This is a genomic window from Nostoc sp. LEGE 12447, assembly GCF_015206985.1.
In the GTDB taxonomy this organism is placed as follows: Bacteria; Cyanobacteriota; Cyanobacteriia; order Cyanobacteriales; family Nostocaceae; genus Nostoc.
The window spans coordinates 1-17728 of the sequence record NZ_JADEXT010000077.1 but is presented as its reverse complement, the minus strand read 5'-3'; the positions used below and the strand labels follow the sequence as shown (position 1 = coordinate 17728).

The following is a 17728-nucleotide window of genomic DNA, read 5'->3' as shown; positions in this document are numbered from 1 at the left end:
TTTATAGCGCCATTTTCATCGCTTTTATTGAAAATATTACTAGATTTACTCTTGGTGATTGGCGCGAAATCGTTAAAATGGTTGAGCCATCCCAATCAGCAATTACCAAAAAAGCATGGGAACTGTATAAGGAAGCTTTTGAACGACATAAGAACCGCATCTTGGCTATGTCTTTTGTTGAACAGAAAAAGCTAAAACAACAAGGCAGTAGGCATGTGGCGACTAATGTAACGACAATAGAAGCTCTTGGGCAGTTGGAGAATAGTATATTCTGGGAACCAAAACCACAGGAAAAGTCATCTAAGTTCAAAAAGAATTTAGGCGATAATTATTTTAAGATGAAGTATAAATCACAATGGAAAGAATCTTTAACTTACTGTTCAATGCTAACAGGCGATTTTTTAAACATAAATGCTGGACTCTTCCATGTGGAAACTAAGGATGTATATGTAAATATCTGTATTGAGGTCAGAGACCTTCCTGGGCTCAAATCTAAACTAACAGAGATTTGTGATCCCGCAGAGATTGAATATGCCTTTACTCAAGGGTTTCGGAAGCTTGCTAAAATCATGTTTCGGTTAAGTTGATTCCAAATGTTGGATCATAGAATGGCACGCTTGAAAAGCGCTAACCCTTGATATTACTGGTTTTTGGGTCTGGGGTTGCAGGTTCGGCTGTAAGAAATTAAGAAGAATTTGCCGGTGTTTCACACTCGTCCATTAAAAACTATTTTGATTCATGCTGTGCTGTGTGAAAAGCCATCTGCCAAAAATTATGTTCAAATTTTGCTACTCTTAAAAAAGATTCTTCAGCTTGTTTTTGAATATCTTCCTGTGCCGTTTCTAAAACCTCATCAGCTTGCTGTGACAAAAGTTTTACATATTTTGTAAAATCAGTATTTCCCCATCTTTGTGCAAATTTATCGTAAGGAGCAGGCATCTTACCTGGTAGTTGCCAACCTTGATTATAGGCTAATTCAATAGCCCAAAATGCAGTTGCTTGTACAGGATAAGGCTTGTCTGCAAGACTCTGCATATATTCACAGTATTCTCTACAGGTTGGTTGTTTTTTTATATTAAGATTCAGTTGTCGTTGGGTAGCTTTTTCTTGAAACCAATTGAGTTCGTCTTTAAGAGCTGCCAGTCCTCCTAGTATCACATCAAAATGTTCTGGAGGTGCGCTGGCTAATACTCGCCCTACCATCCGCGTAAATTCCACAACAAACAGATAATCTTGCATCAACCATGTATTGAATTGCTGGGGTTGAATTATACCTAATTGACACTGTTCTAGAAAGGGATGCACAGTTGCTTCTTGCCAATCTTGAGCGTGATTTTCTAAAAGAAGTTTGCAGGTAATAGTCATTTTGGCTCAATAGGTATTTCGGGGAGATGGAATGGAGAGGAACAGATTGCTAAGGGAGATCCAATAAATAAATCAGCCCAGCCGTATCAATAATATTTTTGGCAAAACCGAGAGATTTAGGCGCTTTCGCCCTCAAGGCGAAAGCGACGGCTGGGCTGATTTATTCTTGACAAGTGCCTAAGATCCTAACGATTCTACTTCCTACTGAGGTGACATCTAGCACGATTCATACAGACTACTCGGAGGATTTCGGTTTCGATTTCGAGTTTGACGAACAAGTTTTTAGACCAGCAGCTTGCATCGTCGGTTGTTCTAACTATCAAAGGGTTGAGTAGGGCAGCAATTTCTTAGCCTGTGGCATATATCCATGTTGGATCGGATGGTGAGAAAAGTTATTCTCACGAAACTAAATACTGTTGGATTTCAGTTTTTTGACGACGTAGAACAGTGATTGCTTGCTGCTGAATTTGACGAACTCGTTCTCTACTGACATTCAATTTCTCTCCAATCTGAGCTAAAGTTAGTTCTTGATCGTTCTCTAACCCAAAACGCAAAATTAATACTTCACGTTGCGTCGGTTTTAGTGATTCTAATAAACTATTAATGTCTTGGCGTAAAAGTTCTTTGGTGATATGTTCGTCTGGAGATATGCCCTCATCTGGTAAAAGTTGGCTAAGTTCTGTGTCTTGGTTATCTCCAATCTTTACATCTAGAGAAATTGGCTGCTTTGAACTACTGAGAAAATCCCTAATCTGGCTTGGTTGTAAGTCTAAAGTTTCAGCAATTTCTACAACACTGGCCGGACGACCCAGTGTCTGAAATAATTCTCGCTGTACCTTCTTAATTTTGTTCAGTTGTTCGGTAATATGAATTGGCAAGCGTACAGTACGGGATTTCTCTGCAATTGCTCGTGTAATTGATTGCGTAATCCACCAGTATACGTAGGTAGAAAGCTTATAGCCGCGATTGGGGTCAAATTTTTCTACACCCCTTTGTAAACCTATTGCCCCTTCTTGCAGCAAATCTAGGAATTCCAGATTGCGCTTCTGATATTTTTTGGCAATCGAAACCACCAGACGCAAGTTTGCTGTCACCATTTTTTGTTTGGCTCGTTGCCCAAGATTTTGTATTTGAGCTATTTCCAATTCACTTTTGTCAACCTCAACAGCTAATTCGACCATTGTTGGCTCACGATCTAGTTGTTGGGTGAGTTCATTTTTTCTTTGCTCTATTGCCATGATTTGCTGTACCTGCCTGCCATAAGCAATTTCTTGGTCTGCGGTTAGCATTGGATAACGACCAATCTCTTGCAAATAGATACGAACCATGTCTGGACTCAGGCTGGACATACGACAAAACTTTTTTGATATTTAGACGAACCTAAAAGTATAAATCAAATCACTGAATTAATTTTCCTGATTTCAACAGCTAAAAATATCAACCTGAGATTGCGATAAATAAATTCAACCTAGAACAGAATAGTACTAAGTTAATCGCAAAGCCCTGATATAACCTAGAACGGCAAAACTAACTGGAGAGGTGAGACTAAAGGCTTAATACCTTGCAACACATTCTGCGATGGCGCAAGCGCCCGCCGGAGGCGATCGCATTTCACAGATCACAAAGGTTGCAACCGTAGTAAGTTCGCTGATATCTGGTTGCCGGATGGTACTGTCAAATCCTTGTCAATCCAAGGAGCAGAGAAGTTACAAGGGTTTCCCGATTGGTACGAATTTTCCAGCGAGGCGGCAACGGCGGGGTCAATTATTTGGCTACTCTGTCCCTCCCAGTTTCGCAACACAACTATTTATATCTGCACAGAGCAAATTATTAGGAGTGACTGTATAACTAACCTTGTCCAAAACTTAGAACAGTGCTGGTACATTTCTCCACATTGGGGTCAACAAATCCCGTCTTTACTGGTCAGTCTGTTAGAGGTTGTTTGAAAAGTCTAACAGGTTGTAAAAAAGCTCTCTCAGTATAGGCTGTGAATAGAAAGTAGACAGCACCGAGAGAGCAACATGGGTAAAGCATACCCCAGCAATTTGACCCTCGCCCAATATGAATTTTTAAGTGACATGATTCCAGAACCGAAACCCGGTGGTCGCAAACGCAAAGTCGATATGTGGGAAGTTCTCAACGCCATCTTTTATGTTCTAATTGAGGGAGTCCGATGGCGAGCATTACCCGGCGACTTTCCCGTGTGGCAGACGGTATACACCTATTTTCGTAATTGGCGCAAAGATGGAACTTGGCTAGAAATTCACGATACACTCCGGCAGTGGACGCGGACCCTTGCAGGAGCGCCATCCAAGTCCAGTGGAGCGTACTTTCGGTTGGTTAATGGGATGCCGACGATTGGTTAGAGACTATGAATTATTGCCCGAAACATCGGAGACATTTATCTACCTTGCCATCATCCGTATTCTGGTAAGGCGACTGGCATAACATTTGACTTCTCAAAACTTTTCAAACAACCTCTAAGCTCATAATGATTTACCTGTGTTGAAAATATTAATTGTTTAAATTTCATACTCAAATCAAATTAGACTCAGCGCGAATTAATAATATTGCTGATTGAGAGCCTGTATTGTGGATGTTCAAGATGCTTTGACTCTCACCAAATGTGCAGTCCAAAAGTATCTTGATTTCTGTATCACGCTTTTCTAAATCCACGCTACAGATAATGGCAGTTACTTTTTTAGCAGATAAACTTCCGATCCAAACGTCAATATTAGCCCTATCTCCAGCTTGAGTATCTTGCAAATATCCATAGTCCAAAGGGTAAATAAAGGATGGATATCTGGGGTGTGAGGTTCCTCTTGGACGCTCAATTTTGAGATTGCTAGTGGCTACTAGCCGATCTAGTTTGTGCCAGAATTCATTGCTGTCTGTCATTACTGTGGAAATAAAACATCAATAGCGATTAAATATCGTGCTTTTACTTTCCACTGTTAATAAAAAGTTGATTTTGCTGATCTAGTAGTTTTGGTAATAATTTCATGTCATTAAATACGACAGATGCACCAACTGCTTGTAGTTTTTCTGGGTTAATCAGTTCTGCATAACCAAATACTGTCATACCTGCATCAACTCCAGCTCTGACACCTGTGGGTGTATCTTCAATAACTACACAATTATTTGGGGAAAATCCCATTCTCTCGGCTGCATATAAAAATACATCGAGATATGGTTTGCTACGTGAAACTTCTGTAGCACTAAATATTGTTTCTGAAAAGTAAGGAAGTAAATCTGTTCCAAATAAAGCTTTTTGTATCCACTTATAGGTACTATTTAAAGCAACACAGTAAAAAATATTGAGTTTACTTAAAACATCATATATTCCCTGTACTGGATGCACATCATTCATGAAAGCTTGCATGGTTCGTTCCTCAAATTCAGTAGCAAAGTTTTCTGGTAAAAATTTGCCAAAAAAATTTTTAACTATTTATAAACAGCGGATTATTGATGCGCCAACAAAAATATCGAACACATTCTCTAAAGTTAGAAATAGTCCTATTTCCTTAAGCATTTCCAACAAAATAGTATTTGCAATTCGCTCACTATCTATCAAAACATCATCACAATCAAAAATAACTAAATTAAATTTATTCATGAATTTACTAAAAATTCAAAGTCAAAAATAGCAAGGATTTTACTCACCTTGAGCAAACCTGAATTAATTTACAAGCTTTAGTTTGGTGCAGTTTCGTCGGAAAGAATAGTAATGATTTCGCTCAATGGGCGATTGCGTTTGCACTCTTCTGGTGTTTCCTTACCCAAAGAGGTATCTTTCACTAAGCGGTAAACATCGGCTGCTCCATAAAAAATCCGCTCAGTCAGACCTATTTCTTTAAAGGTTTCGGCAATCTCTTCCATTTCTCCTATCCAACGATGTGCTTTTGGTGTCATGGATGGAATGGAACGGGTGAGAATAGCAGCAAGTTCTGATTGGCTACTAGATACTTCGTTCCATAGTTGCTCATCCAAACCTAAACGATGGGCAGCAATTAATAATTCTGTACTAATTGCTGTCAGTCCTTTGGTGAGGGCGGCGTAAGACATTTTCAATCCAGAAGCCTGACCGATTTCATCACCAATTACTCGGATATCCAATCCATAATTCCGCAATTGTTGCAATTCATCGGCCTGTTTTCCTGACGCATAGATGCGAGTGCGACCCGGAACTCTAGGAGGTGGACCAATGATGGAAGCATCTACAAAAGTTGCCCCAGATGATTCAATCAGTTGGGCAATACGTTTTACCTTTTGGGGTGCAACAGCATTACCATCAACATAAAGAATCTGTTTACCCACATTATTTATCACCTCAGCTACTTGCTCTGCTACCTCTGTTGCGGCGGCGGGGACTAAGACTGATAACACCAGATCAGATTCAATTACCAGTTGTGTGAGGGAACCCACATCTTGGATATTGGCTGCGGCTGCTAATTGCCGAGTTCTAAGACTGCGATCGTCTAAGGCGGCAATGGTTTTCAATCCATTTTGATTGAGAACGGCTGCGATCGCCTGTCCCATGTCACCTGGACTTAAAATACCAACTGTTTGGATTTGCATGGAAAGCTTGATTGTTATCTGTATGAAGCTTTTAACTAAATACGCTGATTTTGGTGATTGAGTTATCTAAAAATACAGTAAATTGATAGAGTTATCGTATTTATTTAAGTAGCAACTTATCACAAATCATTCCAAGGAAGCAAGCTACCTGATGACTCAAAAAGCAGATGTATTTCGAATTGTCCTAGCTTTCGTTGCTGGATTTGTGGCTGTGCTGGTATTTCACCAAGGCTTGCTGGCATTGCTTCATGCAATTAACTTTGCGCCTCGTGCGCCTTATCAAACCACACCGACACCGCCTTTTGGTATACCGCAATTTCTATCAGGTGCTTTCTGGGGAGGAATTTGGGGTCTAATTTGGGCTAGTATTAGACTGCGCTGGCAAGTAAATAGAAGTTATTGGTTAACTGCGCTGCTTTTTGGCGCTGTTGCACCCACATTGGTGGCTTGGTTTGTAGTTGCACCATTAAAGGGTTTACCCATAGCCGGAGGTTGGAAGCTACCAGCGATGATTACAGCTTTATTAGTCAACGGTGCTTGGGGGCTAGGAACAGCTTTATTATTTAGTTGGTTTGGGAGAAAGCAAGTATTGCAGTGAAAGCAGTAATCAGACTAGTCAATGAAAACGATGTTCTACAAATGCTGGCAATTTATGAGCCAATCGTGCGGGAAACTGCAATTTCCTTTGAAGTAGAACCACCCATTGAAACAGAGTTTCAACAGCGGATTAAGAGTTATCAACAGCAGATGCCTTGGCTCGTTTGCGAAATTAATCAAGAGGTTGTAGGCTACGCCTATGCTAGACCTTACCATACCCGTACTGCTTATCAATGGTCTGTGGAATCATCTGTGTACGTCAGTGCGAATTATCGCAGAAAAGGAATTGCTAAAGCCTTATATACTTCTTTGTTTAAATTGCTGCGACTCCAAAGATTTTATAACGTTGTGGCCGCAATCGCTTTACCCAATCAACCAAGTTTAGCTGTACATGAAGCTGTTGGCTTTGCGCCTGTAGGTGTCCTACGTCGAGTTGGGTATAAATTTAGTCGGTGGCACGATGTAGGATATTGGCAATTATCTCTTCAATCAGAGCAATCTTTCTTGACTGATGGCGAATCTATAAATCCACCTCTTTCTGTGTCAGAAATACAGAAATTGCCTTTGTGGGATGAAGCTTTAACAACTGGACTGTTGCTACTTCGAGTTTAACTGATACAGCTTTTAAGAGGTTAAATATCACATTATTGAATTGGATAATACCAATTTGAAAAAAGGATGTGTTGCAATCATTAATTAAATTGGTATAAAGCAATATTTTTAGCAAGGTTAAATTAATGGAAAGGTTCCTAAAACGCTCTGAAAATGAACTATTTAAAAGCGAAATAGCAAAGCAAATTTATACAGCCTCACATTTAGTTGGGTCGTTTCAACTTCGTTCTGGACGAATATCAAACGAATACTTTGATAAGTATCAATTCGAGGCAGATCCAATTTTACTTAATGCTGTTGTTAAGCAGATGCTTACTCTTATTCCAAGCGATATCGAAGTACTTGCAGGTCTTGAACTTGGTGGCATTCCGATAGTGACACTCTTATCACATTACTCTGGTTTACCTGCTGGATTCGTGAGAAAAGAGGCGAAAAAATATGGAACTTCCCGATTAGCTGAAGGTGTAGAGATTAATAATCAGAAGGTGCTGATTGTAGAGGATGTAGTAACTTCTGGTGGTCAAATCATTATCTCAGCCAATCAACTGCGTCGACTTGGCGCTCAAATTGATTACGTACTCTGCGTTATCGACCGCGAGGAAGGTGCTGTTGATAAACTCTTAGCAGAAGGTATTACACTGCTTTCTCTGCTTAAGCGGAGTGATTTTCCTAATTAAGATTTAGGTCATATCAAAAGTGCTGTTGTTACTGTTACCGAAAGAGGAGTTATGACTCAAGATTTATGGACAGAAGTTGATCGTTATATCACTGATTTACTTGTGCCTGCCGATCCCGTACTGGATGAGGCGCTTCAGGCTAGTGATGCAGCTGGTTTACCACCACATAATGTTTCGCCGAACCAAGGTAAACTGCTCATGCTATTAGCCTTAATCCATAAAGCACGCACCATTTTGGAGATTGGTACATTAGGCGGCTACAGTACAATTTGGTTAGCCAGAGCATTGCCTGTTGACGGTCATTTGATTACCCTAGAGTCAAATTTTAAGCACGCCGAAGTTGCCCGCGAGAATATAAACCGCGCTGGTCTGGCTCATCTTGTCGAGGTGCGTGTTGGCCGGGCAATAGAGACACTGCCGCAACTGGCTAAAGAGCGATACAATCCATTTGACCTAATTTTCATTGACGCAGACAAGCCAAGCAATCCAGAATACTTCGCGTGGGCGTTAAAGCTTTCCCGGCGGGGTAGCCTGATTATTGCTGATAACGTTGTACGCAATGGATCTGTAATTGAGGCAAACAGCGATGATCCCAGTGTTCAAGGAATACGTCGTTTTAATGAGTTACTCGCACATGAACCGCGTGTGAGTGCAACCGCAATTCAGACTGTGGGTAGCAAAGGCTATGACGGTTTTGCGCTCGCACTTGTGACATCTGACAATTAGCAACTTTCTGCAAACTCCTTAACTAAGCAGTAGTTTCAATAAATCTATTCAAACCGAAATATGTCAGACATTACTGATTTTTCTGCTTCTCAACTGTTATCGCTATATCGCGATCGCCAGTTATCACCAGTTGCAGCAACCAAAGCTGCCCTAGAACGGATCAATACTTACAATAACTCAGTTAACGCCTTTGCGATCGTAGATGAAAAGACTGCTTTGGCTGAAGCCCAAGCCTCAGAAGTGCGTTGGCTAAATGGAAATCCCCTTGGCTTAGTGGATGGTATACCTTTTACTGTCAAGGATTTACTATTAACCAAGGGTTTACCAACGCGCCGAGGGAGTAAAGCGATAATCTCCCATCAACCTTGGGAAGAAAATGCACCTGCGGTGGCTCGTCTGCGGGAACAAGGAGCAGTTTTATTAGGAAAAACCACAACCTCTGAATTTGGTTGGAAGGGTGTCACCGACAGTCCACTGACTGGTATTACCCGCAATCCTTGGAATACAGATTTGACTCCCGGAGGAAGTAGCGGTGGTGCTGCTGTTGCTGCTGCATTGGGCATGGGAACACTGCATCTCGCTACAGATGGTGGTGGCTCGTCAAGAACACCGGCGGCGTTAACAGGTGTGTTTGGTTTTAAACCGACTTTTGGACGTGTTTCTGGCTATCCATCAGCCCATACTGGATCATTGTTTCATATTGGCGTTTTGGTTCGCACCGTCACTGATGCAGCTGTCGCATTAAATGTCATCGCCCATCCTGATGTGCGTGATTGGTATGCTTTACCAGATGACAAACAAGACTATACTTCTGATTTAGACAAGGGTGTAGCCGGATTGAGAATTGCTTACAGTCACAACTTTGGCTATGCTGAGGTTGATGCAGAAGTAGCTGCTTTAGTTAAAGCCGCAGTTGATGTTTTTGCTAAACTCGGGGCGATTGTCGAAGAAGTCGATCCAGGTTTTGTGAATCCTCGCCCTATTTTTCAAACCTTTTGGCAAGCTGGTGCAGCTAAGTTATTGCGTGGCTTTAGTCCAGAACAACAAGCTGTAATTGAAGAAGGTTTGCAAGCTATAGCCAAAGAAGGCGATCGCCTCACCTTAGTAGAATATCTCAGCGCCCAAGATGCCCGTGAAGCATTGGGACGGGAAATGCAAAGATTTCATCAAAACTATGACTTATTACTTACTCCCACCTTACCGATAGTTGCTTTTCCTGTTGGACAAAATCGGCCTCAATCATCTATTGATCATCAGCACCGAGATTGGACACCTTTTACATATCCTTTTAACCTTACAAAACAACCTGCTGCATCTTTGCCTTGTGGCTTCACCAAAAACGGTTTGCCTGTTGGTATACAAATTGTCGCTGCAAAATATAAAGATTTACTGGTATTGCAAGCAGCTAAAGCTTATGAAAGTGTTTTTCCTTTCATCATGCCGTTAGGAGCAACTGATTGATGTGAACAGCGTAGATATTTGGGAACTAACGCGAGCGTGACTGTCATGACTGAGCCAAACACAAGCCCTTGTTTCGTAATTTTGGAGTTGGCAATCATCAGCAGTTGTGCAGGTGTAACACGCACTTCTCTACGTTCGCGCAGCGTGTTGCAGACAGACGCTGCGCGTAGCTTGCTTCCCCGGAGAGGTACGACAAGCTAGCTACTTCGGCTGCGCTCAGTACAAGCCAGTGACCATCGTAAACATCGCTAGGATTTTCCCTCACCTTCAAATATTCTCACAAGCAATTACTTTTCTTTATCGTTTTAACAAAAAAGAATATTTGCTTCTATCGGCGGGAAAGCTTAATTTTAAAGTATCAAGCCAAACACATACTGCAATTAACTAAACAGGTGTAGCATGAATACGAACAAAAAAATATTGTCAAATAATAATGTTGATATAAAAGCAGTTCAAAATACTCAAGTTGCACAGAAAGCTCCAGACACATCGGTAGAGCAATTAACGCGTGGACAACAGCTTGCTGATAAATTAGCCAACCATGTAGGCTCTTGGAAATTTCTGATTTGCCAAAGTACCATTTTGGCGGGATGGGTGGGAATGAACTTGACACCAGGAGTTCCCCACTGGGATAATTCACCGTTTATCATGCTCAACTTAGTGTTTTCATTTGCTTCAGCCTACACAGCGCCAATTGTATTGATGAGTCAGAATCGCCAGTCTGAGACTGACCGTAGAAGTACCGAAATCGACCATCAAGTGAATCTTAAAGCCAGTCAAAATATTGAACTATTACATCAGAAATTGGATGAATTACACTCTCAAAGGCTTAACGAACTAACTCAAATTATCAAAGAGCAGCAACAAATTATCAATGAGATTAAAGTAACTTTAGTACATAGTCCGAAAGAGAATAAAGAAGCTAAAGTAGCTCTATTACCAGGCTTGCATATTCAAATTAATAGCAAATTTCCTAAACAACCTTCTAGCAATAAATCTTTTACAGTTGCTGAAGCAGTTGGAGACAATAACAAAGCTGTTGAAAAACTGACTCGTCACTAAGAATCAGCCATCAATGCTTTTTTGATTAGCAGATAGATAAGAGGCTGTGTTTTACTTGACTCGATCCATTTGTAGGTTAGACCCTAGAATATCTGACGCTAGGTCAAAGCCATTTTTAACGTTTCTTGAAAACAAAGAATGTTTGCCTTGAATTAGGAAGTTCACAAAGTAAATTTAGTTTGTACTTCATTCCTAGTAGATACTGCTTACCAATTGGATTGGAGATACTAGATTTACACACTTCGTTAAATAGCAATTTTTCTTACATTTCCAGACATCAACGAACACTAATAAAAATATTATCAGCAATAAAATTGAACGGAGAGAAAATGAGCGAACTTATTACGGCTATCCCTACAGGAATCACAGCTTTTATAGCTACAAATCTAGATGATTTAGTTATCCTTACACTGTTATTCTCCCAGGCAAATGCCACTTTTCGCCGTCAGCATATCATAATTGGTCAGTATCTAGGCTTCTGTACTCTGGTTATTGCCAGCCTAGTAGGTTTTTTAGGAGGGTTGATATTACCATCCCATTGGATTGGGCTTTTGGGTTTAGTGCCAATTAGCATTGGATTAAATTGTCTGCTCAATCCAGAAATTAATTTTTTGTCTGATGTAGAATCAGAAATACAATTGTCTGATTCTTCTACTTTCGCTAGTTTTTTATCTCCTCAAGCTTATAGTGTGGCAGCTATTACTATCGCTAACGGCAGTGATAATGTAGGCATTTATATGCCCTTGTTTGCTAATAGTACTTTTTCTGAGTTGCTAGTAATTATTTCAGTCTTCTTATTGCTGGTAGGTGTCTGGTGTTACGTAACTTATAAATTAACCTGTCAGAAGGAAATTACAAATTTATTAACTCGTTACGGCAATAATTTTGTTCCTTTTGTCTTGATAGGTTTAGGTGTGTTTATTATCTTAGACAGTGCTTCATTGACTCCAATTGCTTTGATAGCTACTTGTCTATGTTTAATGGGACTAATCAAAATAATCCAAATTTATAAATTCAAAGTACAAAGTTTGTAATTTTACAAATACATGAAATTTTCCCCTTTCTTTTACAGTCTTAGTGCTTTTAATCAATAATCCTAATTACTTTGAAGTTGGTCAAAGAGTAATTTGGTTTTATAAAGCTCGTCCTGACGCTACTGATGTCCAAAAAATTCTTGCTGAGATAGTCAAACTAAGCTTTAAAAAAGTACAAATTAAAGTCTGCGAAAACAATAGTGAATTTGTCAATCAATGGGTAAATGCTAATAGACTTAAAAGTTTTACTAAGATTCAAGACTCAGCATTCCACTAAATCAAAATTTATGCAAAAATATTCAAAGAGCTTATTTATGTTGGCAATAATTTTGCTTTTTAACTCTTTTACTCAAGTGTTAAGCAGCTAAAAAACTCCTTACCTGATTACTACAAATCTTAAACCAGGGAGAAAACTATGCAGTTCATCAAAATTCTTCTTGTCGCTCTCGTGTTTATTGTGAATTTGACAATTGCTCAACCTTCTTGGGCAGGCAAAGATTTCACCAAAGGAACTGATTATGCTGAGGTAACTCAGGAACTCAATCAACTTCTCACTGTGAAAAATAACCCTGAACAAGCTGGCTATACACCTGAGCAATTTCAAGCCCGACTATCACAATTGCAGTCTCAGAAGTATGTGATAGAAACGGCCAGAAAACGAGCGCAGTGCTTTAATCAAACCGATAAAACTTTGGGTATCTACGCCAATAAACCGAAAAAATATCCAACTCAACTCTACTTCTTAGCAGCAGGGCAAATTACTGATGATGATTGGGATTGTGATGGTATCTACCTACCCGCAGGTACTCAAGTAGTTTTAAGTCCGAATACTGAAGTACAAGAGTTAACCCAACCCATTGCAGTCAAGTTTGTCGATGGTACACAGTCCATTGCTAAAACTAATCCAGCTACTGGTGCAATTGAATTGAATGTTGCACCTGCCAAAGTCTTCAAAGCTGGTGAAGGCAACTGGTTACTACCTACGTTATCTCAGGCAGATATTGACGCGCAAGTTCCTAGTCCACAAATCATTGACTAATGTTTGTTAGGCATTCAATTTTGATGCAATAAGCGCGTCAATTCTAATTACACTAAATAAGACTTTACCCCTCCTAACCAAGAGGGGTTTTTAATTAAGGGGAGATTGAAGAGCAATTTTAATATAGTTAGCGTCCACTTACCGCGTGGTGTTTAGTAATAGAAAATATTAGTGTGTCACTAACACCCAACAATTTTCAAGTAATTGACCTTAAATAAAGCTAATCTCATGATTATGCTGATGAGTCATTACTATTTAAGAGTTTTTTTTACTACACTTCAGTTGTTTCCAAAGTAATTTAATTTGTTTGTAAGCCTCATTAGCCAGGAGCTTACCATTGGTTTCTAAACTAGTTATAATCCCTACTTGGTGAGCAAATTCTTGTAAATTTACATTAAAAACTAAGTTTTCTGGCTTAACCTGACCATAGTAACGACTGCGAGGGGAAATAAATTTGTCTTTGTCTTGTTGATTAAGCTGTTGCATAATTTTACTTTCCAGTATTGACTTTCTTCGTATGATAGTCAATTTAGTTAAACTCAAGCTCTTTCAATAGTAAATTTTACTTGAATATTTATTTAAGATTGTAGACTATAAGCTTTTTTCTAATATGGCTTATGCTCTACATTCCTAATCTTGTATGTTGTAAAATTTTTTAAAATTCTTACCCCTTTATTTTAAAGACTTCTGAGCTTGGATTTGATCAAAAATAGCACCTTCATTAAAAAATTGTTGTTGAATCTTATTCCATCCTCCTAAATCTTCAGCTGTAAACAGAGTTTTAATTTTAGGAAAACTGCTACTCAGTTCTTTTGCAATCGTATTATTCACAGGGCGAAATCCTATTTTGGCAAATTCTCGTTGTACCTCTGGGGTATAGAGATATTGCACAAATGCTTCTGCAACTTTCCGAGTCCCATGTTGCTCGACATTCTTATCTACCACAGCAATTGGATTATCAATAGATATATTCACATTAGGGACAATATATGAAAACTTTTCGCCTTTTTGTTTTGATAAAATCATTTCATTTTCATAGTTGAGTAAAGCATCCCCTTGACCTTGTTTAAAGAACAATTCGCTGGCATTACGAGCAGTCTTGGGCAGCACAAGTACATTTTTATAAACTTTGGAAGTAAAATCTAATGCTTGCTTCTCATCCTGGCCAGTTTTTGTTACGTAACCCCATAAACTCAGGAAGTTCCATCGCGCACCACCAGATGTTTTCGGGTTAGCTGTCAGTACGCTCACTCCTGGTCTTGTCAAATCTATCCATGTTTTAATATTTTTGGGATTCCCCTCATGAGTAGCGATCGCACCTACGGATTGGGTCACAATTGCATTATTTGGTGCTTCTTTTTCCCAACCCGGTTGAATAAAACCTGTCTGAACCAGTTTGTCAACATCAAGGGCTAGTGACAGGTGTATCACATCAGCCTCTAAACCATCAATCACATTTAGGGTTTGAGAACCAGACCCATCATAACTTTCAGTAAACTTCAGATTTTGGTTATGCTCTTTTTTCCATTTTTCTACAAATTGTGGAATAATTTGCTCGTATGCAGCCTTTGTCACTGAGTAAGAAACAAACGTTAGGTTTACATCACGACCGGAATTGGCAATAGTATTACCAGTTTTATCAACATTAGCCGAAGAGCAAGCACTTATCACTATACTTAAGCTTACTCCTGCCAAAAATAGGGATATAAACCCCCAGCTTCTTATAGCTTGGCAAGCTTTAACAGTACGAGTGTGAACTTGTTTCTTGATATATCTGTTTAGCTTCCAAGTATGCTGCCGCTTGTTTCTCAAAATTTCCCTCCTCTATTAAATTCGGTAAGCCGAGAGATTTACTGTAGTTTAGAGGTATTATAAGATAGTTGAGATTCATTGCATAACCTTTGGTTAACCTAAATTTAAACAAGTTGTAACTGCTACGTCTCCTACAAGGGTTCTGGGTAATGCATATTTAATTTCTGGAGATGTCTGTTCTAACAAGTCTTTCAAATGTGGGCATTGTAGTTTTGAGCATGACGCTGATATTTATTAATGCTGCGCTAAACATTGCAGCTTTGGGGTTGTCTGTAAATCAACCCGAAGTTCCGGGGATTGCTTGCTTGTTGGAAAGACAACTTAGTTTGTTTCCGACTGGTGGTACTTTCCGGGACAAAGCCTACTCCGCATTTGGTATTCCAAATCGGTGTAAGTAGTTTACGAACTATTGCATCAAGGGCTACACTTTATCAAATCATGAACAAACGGCGAGACAATGTTCCTTTCGATCCTTACTACTTTGAAAAGCTCACATATTTAGGTGTGAACTTACTGCCCAGCGATACCTTCCGGCACATCTTCCAAACGAATCATTGGCGTGGATCTAATTCAATTTCAGGGGAGGGTGCTACTAGAAAACAAACACAACAGATTGAAGCTCAACTTCCAGCATTACTTAAAACATTACAAGTAGAGGTACTTCTCGATCTCCCCTGCGGAGACTTCAGTTGGATGCAGTTCATAGACTTACCTATTTCAAGTTACATCGGCGCAGATATTGTACCTGAACTGATTACTGAGAACCAGAAGCGTTACGGAAGTAAAAAGTGTCAGTTTCTGACATTGAATTTAACAAGCGATCCTCTACCAAGAGCAAACATATTGCTATGCCGAGATTGCTTTGTGCATCTTTCAATAGCAGACATTTTTTTAGCTCTCGATAATATTAAAAGTAGCCATATTGATTATTTACTAACAACTACTTTCCTCAATTGTGAAGACAACGAGGATATCACGACAGGTGACTGGCGTTTACTAAATTTGGAGAAACAACCTTTTAATTTTCCTACACCTCTATTAGTGATACATGAACAATGTACTGAGGGAGGTGGCTTATATAAAGATAAGAGCTTGGGATTGTGGCAGGCGCAAGACATTACATTGGTTTAGAGTGTTGACATCCTCCCCGCCGTAAACGGTCGGGGATTCCTAAGACTCACGACTTAGGTTTCTGCTTCTTTCCCAAAAGGGTTTTTTGCAACTGCCCTTCAACCTTAAGGGTGTCAGGTCTTATGTTCGCTCCACAGACTGAAACTGCGAGTCCCGCAGCCAAAATATTCTTACTAGCGTTGATATCTCTGTCGTGGTGTTTACCGCATTTTGGGCAATCCCACTCTCTGATATTTAGAGGCAGTTTATCAACAATGTGTCCGCAATTCCCACAGCGTTTTGAACTAGGAAACCATCGATCAATCTTGATGAAGTTACGACCATACCAATCGCACTTGTATTCAAGCTGTCTGACCAATTCCGACCAGCTAGCATCACTAATTGAAAGAGCGAGTTTTTTGTTTTTAACCATATTCTTCACAGACAAATCTTCGACTGCGATCAATTGGTTTTCTCGAACCAGTCGGGTTGTCAATTTATGAAGAAAATCATTACGAGCATCACTAATTTCTGCATGAATTTTAGCGACCTTCAGCCTTGCCTTGTGGCGATTGTTAGACCCTTTTTGTTTACGGCTTAATGCTTTTTGCGCTTTACGCAATTTCGCTTTTTTTGCTTTAAAGCCATTGGGATTAGCAATCTTCTCGCCCGTACTCAACGCAACCAAACTGGTGATGCCTAAGTCAACGCCAACTTGGGTTAAAGATTTAGGTAATGGGCTAATTTCAATATCTACCAACATTGAAACAGTCCATCGTCCAGATGGCGAAAGTTTTACCTAATCGTTGATGGTTCAACACCTTGCGGTAGCTGCCGACTCCAACAAATGTCTAATGCTGTAGGACTTTTAGCTAGAAATACTTTGCCATCTCTAAACTTAAAAGCAGCACGAGTAAATTCCGCATTGCCACCGTTATGCTTTTTCTTGAAGTTAGGGTATTTAGCCCGCCCTGCAAAGAAGTTACTAAATGCCGTTTGCAGATGTCGTAAGCCTTGCTGTAATGGCACATTACTAACGTCATTAAGAAATTGCAAGTCTTCTTGCTTTTTCCAACTAGTGAGCATTGCTGAAGTTTCAATGTACCCAACTCGTTCTTGATGCTCATACCATGCCTGCGTTCTTGCAGCAAGGGCACGGTTGTAAACTAAACGAGTACATCCCATCGTTTGCCTGAGCAAGGTTTCTTGCTCCTGTGTTGGATAGAATCGATACTTGAAAGCTTTTTGTGTCATCCTTACATTTTACCAAGTATTCTGTAAAAAACACAAATAATTAAAGCCGTGCTAGAAGCACGGGGTTTTAAACCCATTTCTCTGATAAATAGTGATCGCATCTGGGTACAGACAATTTTAATTCACATTAGGCGTGAATTATAAACTGAATTATAAACCTTATACAGATTTAGCTGACTGCCACCTCGGCTTGCTGTTTCCACACCACATCTGCATACAATGATGTGTCGAAGTCCGGCAAAATGTTGCCGCTAGTGATCCGGGCTTCGTGTAGTAGACTTGTCGCTTAATAAGGTAAAGTAACGATTGGCGATTAGAACAAGACAGAAAAATGCTAGACGTGAATCGGGTGCTGAAAGAAGACCGCCTGCTGAGGGCATTTACCGGGCTAAACCGTCAGG

At 39.9% G+C, this 17728-nt stretch carries 24 protein-coding genes and 2 pseudogenes; 17 read left to right on the top strand and 9 right to left on the bottom strand.

Annotated elements, in window-relative coordinates:
- Nucleotides 1-587: pseudogene (locus IQ274_RS34490) on the top strand (ATP-dependent helicase); the annotation flags it as partial.
- 139 nt (nt 588-726) lie between these two features.
- Here the strand turns inward: IQ274_RS34490 and IQ274_RS34485 are convergent.
- Nucleotides 727-1365 carry a TenA family transcriptional regulator gene (locus IQ274_RS34485; protein ID WP_194145005.1) on the bottom strand — a complete coding sequence of 213 codons (639 nt, stop codon included), beginning with the start codon at nt 1363-1365 and terminating at the stop codon, nt 727-729.
- 173 nt (nt 1366-1538) lie between these two features.
- On the opposite strand from IQ274_RS34485, the gene IQ274_RS34480 reads away from it, so the two are divergent.
- A complete protein-coding gene (locus tag IQ274_RS34480; RefSeq protein ID WP_194145004.1) occupies nt 1539-1700 on the top strand; it encodes a hypothetical protein in 162 nt (53 codons plus the stop codon).
- A gap of 63 nt (nt 1701-1763) precedes the next feature.
- Here the strand turns inward: IQ274_RS34480 and IQ274_RS34475 are convergent, their stop codons facing one another.
- On the bottom strand, nt 1764-2714 hold the full coding sequence (locus IQ274_RS34475; RefSeq protein WP_194145003.1) for an RpoD/SigA family RNA polymerase sigma factor: 951 nt from the start codon (nt 2712-2714) through the stop codon (nt 1764-1766).
- A 229-nt stretch (nt 2715-2943) separates the two neighbouring features.
- Here IQ274_RS34475 and IQ274_RS34470 point away from each other — a divergent pair, with 229 nt between their 5' ends.
- The 4 genes and pseudogenes from IQ274_RS34470 (at nt 2944) to IQ274_RS38195 (ending at nt 3813) form a co-directional block, all read left to right on the top strand.
- The gene (locus IQ274_RS34470) at nt 2944-3213 is read left to right on the top strand and encodes a hypothetical protein (protein ID WP_228058593.1); all 270 of its coding nucleotides are present in this window, start codon (nt 2944-2946) and stop codon (nt 3211-3213) included.
- Nucleotides 3129-3311 (top strand): DUF1392 family protein, encoded by a 183-nt coding sequence (locus tag IQ274_RS37925; protein WP_322745438.1) that lies wholly within the window; start codon nt 3129-3131, stop codon nt 3309-3311. The genes IQ274_RS34470 and IQ274_RS37925 overlap by 85 nt, the downstream gene beginning before the upstream one ends.
- Before the next feature lie 75 nt (nt 3312-3386).
- Nucleotides 3387-3692: pseudogene (locus IQ274_RS34460) on the top strand (transposase); the annotation flags it as partial.
- A 16-nt stretch (nt 3693-3708) separates the two neighbouring features.
- Nucleotides 3709-3813: a hypothetical protein gene (locus IQ274_RS38195; RefSeq protein ID WP_416209867.1), complete on the top strand. Its 105-nt coding sequence runs from the start codon at nt 3709-3711 to the stop codon at nt 3811-3813.
- Between the two features lie 87 nt (nt 3814-3900).
- On the opposite strand, the gene IQ274_RS34455 is transcribed toward IQ274_RS38195, so the two are convergent.
- From IQ274_RS34455 to IQ274_RS34445, 3 genes are all read right to left on the bottom strand, one after another.
- Nucleotides 3901-4263, bottom strand: coding sequence for an inorganic pyrophosphatase (locus IQ274_RS34455; protein WP_194145002.1), 363 nt, complete (start codon nt 4261-4263; stop codon nt 3901-3903).
- Nucleotides 4264-4306: 43 nt separating this feature from the next.
- Nucleotides 4307-4813 (bottom strand): HAD-IA family hydrolase, encoded by a 507-nt coding sequence (locus tag IQ274_RS34450; RefSeq protein WP_322745437.1) that lies wholly within the window; start codon nt 4811-4813, stop codon nt 4307-4309.
- A 245-nt stretch (nt 4814-5058) separates the two neighbouring features.
- Nucleotides 5059-5943 (bottom strand): NAD(P)-dependent oxidoreductase, encoded by an 885-nt coding sequence (locus tag IQ274_RS34445; protein WP_194145001.1) that lies wholly within the window; start codon nt 5941-5943, stop codon nt 5059-5061.
- Between the two features lie 151 nt (nt 5944-6094).
- Between IQ274_RS34445 and IQ274_RS34440 the strand changes: the two genes are divergently transcribed.
- The 9 genes from IQ274_RS34440 to IQ274_RS34400 all read left to right on the top strand — a co-directional run bounded on the left by IQ274_RS34440 (nt 6095) and on the right by IQ274_RS34400 (nt 13151).
- A complete protein-coding gene (locus tag IQ274_RS34440; RefSeq protein WP_194145000.1) occupies nt 6095-6541 on the top strand; it encodes a hypothetical protein in 447 nt (148 codons plus the stop codon).
- Nucleotides 6538-7152 (top strand): N-acetyltransferase family protein, encoded by a 615-nt coding sequence (locus IQ274_RS34435; RefSeq protein WP_322745434.1) that lies wholly within the window; start codon nt 6538-6540, stop codon nt 7150-7152. The genes IQ274_RS34440 and IQ274_RS34435 overlap by 4 nt, the downstream gene beginning before the upstream one ends.
- Nucleotides 7153-7277: 125 nt before the next feature.
- Nucleotides 7278-7829 carry an orotate phosphoribosyltransferase gene (gene pyrE, locus IQ274_RS34430; RefSeq protein WP_194144999.1) on the top strand — a complete coding sequence of 184 codons (552 nt, stop codon included), beginning with the start codon at nt 7278-7280 and terminating at the stop codon, nt 7827-7829.
- 51 nt (nt 7830-7880) lie between these two features.
- Complete coding sequence (locus tag IQ274_RS34425; protein WP_194144998.1) at nt 7881-8555, top strand: O-methyltransferase; 675 nt, start codon at nt 7881-7883, stop codon at nt 8553-8555.
- Between the two features lie 60 nt (nt 8556-8615).
- Nucleotides 8616-10016, top strand: coding sequence for an amidase (locus tag IQ274_RS34420; protein ID WP_194144997.1), 1401 nt, complete (start codon nt 8616-8618; stop codon nt 10014-10016).
- A 45-nt stretch (nt 10017-10061) separates the two neighbouring features.
- On the top strand, nt 10062-10217 hold the full coding sequence (locus tag IQ274_RS34415; RefSeq protein ID WP_194144996.1) for a hypothetical protein: 156 nt from the start codon (nt 10062-10064) through the stop codon (nt 10215-10217).
- Between the two features lie 198 nt (nt 10218-10415).
- Entirely contained in the window at nt 10416-11078 is a 663-nt protein-coding gene (locus IQ274_RS34410) for a DUF1003 domain-containing protein (RefSeq protein ID WP_194144995.1), read from the top strand.
- Between the two features lie 329 nt (nt 11079-11407).
- Nucleotides 11408-12112: a cadmium resistance transporter gene (locus IQ274_RS34405; protein ID WP_194144994.1), complete on the top strand. Its 705-nt coding sequence runs from the start codon at nt 11408-11410 to the stop codon at nt 12110-12112.
- Nucleotides 12113-12527: 415 nt separating this feature from the next.
- The gene (locus IQ274_RS34400) at nt 12528-13151 is read left to right on the top strand and encodes a hypothetical protein (protein WP_194144993.1); all 624 of its coding nucleotides are present in this window, start codon (nt 12528-12530) and stop codon (nt 13149-13151) included.
- A 255-nt stretch (nt 13152-13406) separates the two neighbouring features.
- Here the strand turns inward: IQ274_RS34400 and IQ274_RS34395 are convergent, their stop codons facing one another.
- Together IQ274_RS34395 and IQ274_RS34390 are read right to left on the bottom strand one after the other, a co-directional pair.
- A complete protein-coding gene (locus IQ274_RS34395) occupies nt 13407-13637 on the bottom strand; it encodes a hypothetical protein (protein WP_194144992.1) in 231 nt (76 codons plus the stop codon).
- 186 nt (nt 13638-13823) lie between these two features.
- The gene (locus IQ274_RS34390; protein ID WP_194145006.1) at nt 13824-14921 is read right to left on the bottom strand and encodes a sulfate ABC transporter substrate-binding protein; all 1098 of its coding nucleotides are present in this window, start codon (nt 14919-14921) and stop codon (nt 13824-13826) included.
- Nucleotides 14922-15133: 212 nt separating this feature from the next.
- Here IQ274_RS34390 and IQ274_RS34385 point away from each other — a divergent pair, with 212 nt between their 5' ends.
- Together IQ274_RS34385 and IQ274_RS34380 are read left to right on the top strand one after the other, a co-directional pair.
- A complete protein-coding gene (locus tag IQ274_RS34385; RefSeq protein WP_228058590.1) occupies nt 15134-15361 on the top strand; it encodes a hypothetical protein in 228 nt (75 codons plus the stop codon).
- Between the two features lie 40 nt (nt 15362-15401).
- Entirely contained in the window at nt 15402-16094 is a 693-nt protein-coding gene (locus tag IQ274_RS34380; RefSeq protein ID WP_194144991.1) for a class I SAM-dependent methyltransferase, read from the top strand.
- A gap of 46 nt (nt 16095-16140) precedes the next feature.
- Here IQ274_RS34380 and IQ274_RS37090 read toward each other — a convergent pair whose 3' ends face one another.
- Nucleotides 16141-16836, bottom strand: coding sequence for a transposase (locus tag IQ274_RS37090; RefSeq protein ID WP_228058589.1), 696 nt, complete (start codon nt 16834-16836; stop codon nt 16141-16143).
- Nucleotides 16837-16868: 32 nt separating this feature from the next.
- A complete protein-coding gene (locus IQ274_RS37085; protein WP_228058588.1) occupies nt 16869-17327 on the bottom strand; it encodes an RNA-guided endonuclease InsQ/TnpB family protein in 459 nt (152 codons plus the stop codon).
- Nucleotides 17328-17728: the final 401 nt, after the last annotated feature.

Coding starts and splice junctions, on each gene's coding strand:
- IQ274_RS34440 (WP_194145000.1), top strand. CDS start 6,095: ATGACTCAAAAAGCAGATGTATTTCGAATTGTCCTAGCTTTCGTTGCT.
- IQ274_RS34420 (WP_194144997.1), top strand. CDS start 8,616: ATGTCAGACATTACTGATTTTTCTGCTTCTCAACTGTTATCGCTATAT.
- IQ274_RS34425 (WP_194144998.1), top strand. CDS start 7,881: ATGACTCAAGATTTATGGACAGAAGTTGATCGTTATATCACTGATTTA.
- IQ274_RS34405 (WP_194144994.1), top strand. CDS start 11,408: ATGAGCGAACTTATTACGGCTATCCCTACAGGAATCACAGCTTTTATA.
- IQ274_RS34410 (WP_194144995.1), top strand. CDS start 10,416: ATGAATACGAACAAAAAAATATTGTCAAATAATAATGTTGATATAAAA.
- IQ274_RS34445 (WP_194145001.1), bottom strand. CDS start 5,943: ATGCAAATCCAAACAGTTGGTATTTTAAGTCCAGGTGACATGGGACAG.
- IQ274_RS34380 (WP_194144991.1), top strand. CDS start 15,402: ATGAACAAACGGCGAGACAATGTTCCTTTCGATCCTTACTACTTTGAA.
- IQ274_RS34415 (WP_194144996.1), top strand. CDS start 10,062: ATGACTGAGCCAAACACAAGCCCTTGTTTCGTAATTTTGGAGTTGGCA.
- IQ274_RS34395 (WP_194144992.1), bottom strand. CDS start 13,637: ATGCAACAGCTTAATCAACAAGACAAAGACAAATTTATTTCCCCTCGC.
- IQ274_RS34455 (WP_194145002.1), bottom strand. CDS start 4,263: ATGACAGACAGCAATGAATTCTGGCACAAACTAGATCGGCTAGTAGCC.
- IQ274_RS34485 (WP_194145005.1), bottom strand. CDS start 1,365: ATGACTATTACCTGCAAACTTCTTTTAGAAAATCACGCTCAAGATTGG.
- pyrE (WP_194144999.1), top strand. CDS start 7,278: ATGGAAAGGTTCCTAAAACGCTCTGAAAATGAACTATTTAAAAGCGAA.
- IQ274_RS37085 (WP_228058588.1), bottom strand. CDS start 17,327: ATGACACAAAAAGCTTTCAAGTATCGATTCTATCCAACACAGGAGCAA.
- IQ274_RS38195 (WP_416209867.1), top strand. CDS start 3,709: ATGGGATGCCGACGATTGGTTAGAGACTATGAATTATTGCCCGAAACA.
- IQ274_RS34470 (WP_228058593.1), top strand. CDS start 2,944: ATGGCGCAAGCGCCCGCCGGAGGCGATCGCATTTCACAGATCACAAAG.
- IQ274_RS37090 (WP_228058589.1), bottom strand. CDS start 16,836: ATGTTGGTAGATATTGAAATTAGCCCATTACCTAAATCTTTAACCCAA.
- IQ274_RS34385 (WP_228058590.1), top strand. CDS start 15,134: ATGTCTGTTCTAACAAGTCTTTCAAATGTGGGCATTGTAGTTTTGAGC.
- IQ274_RS34475 (WP_194145003.1), bottom strand. CDS start 2,714: ATGTCCAGCCTGAGTCCAGACATGGTTCGTATCTATTTGCAAGAGATT.
- IQ274_RS34400 (WP_194144993.1), top strand. CDS start 12,528: ATGCAGTTCATCAAAATTCTTCTTGTCGCTCTCGTGTTTATTGTGAAT.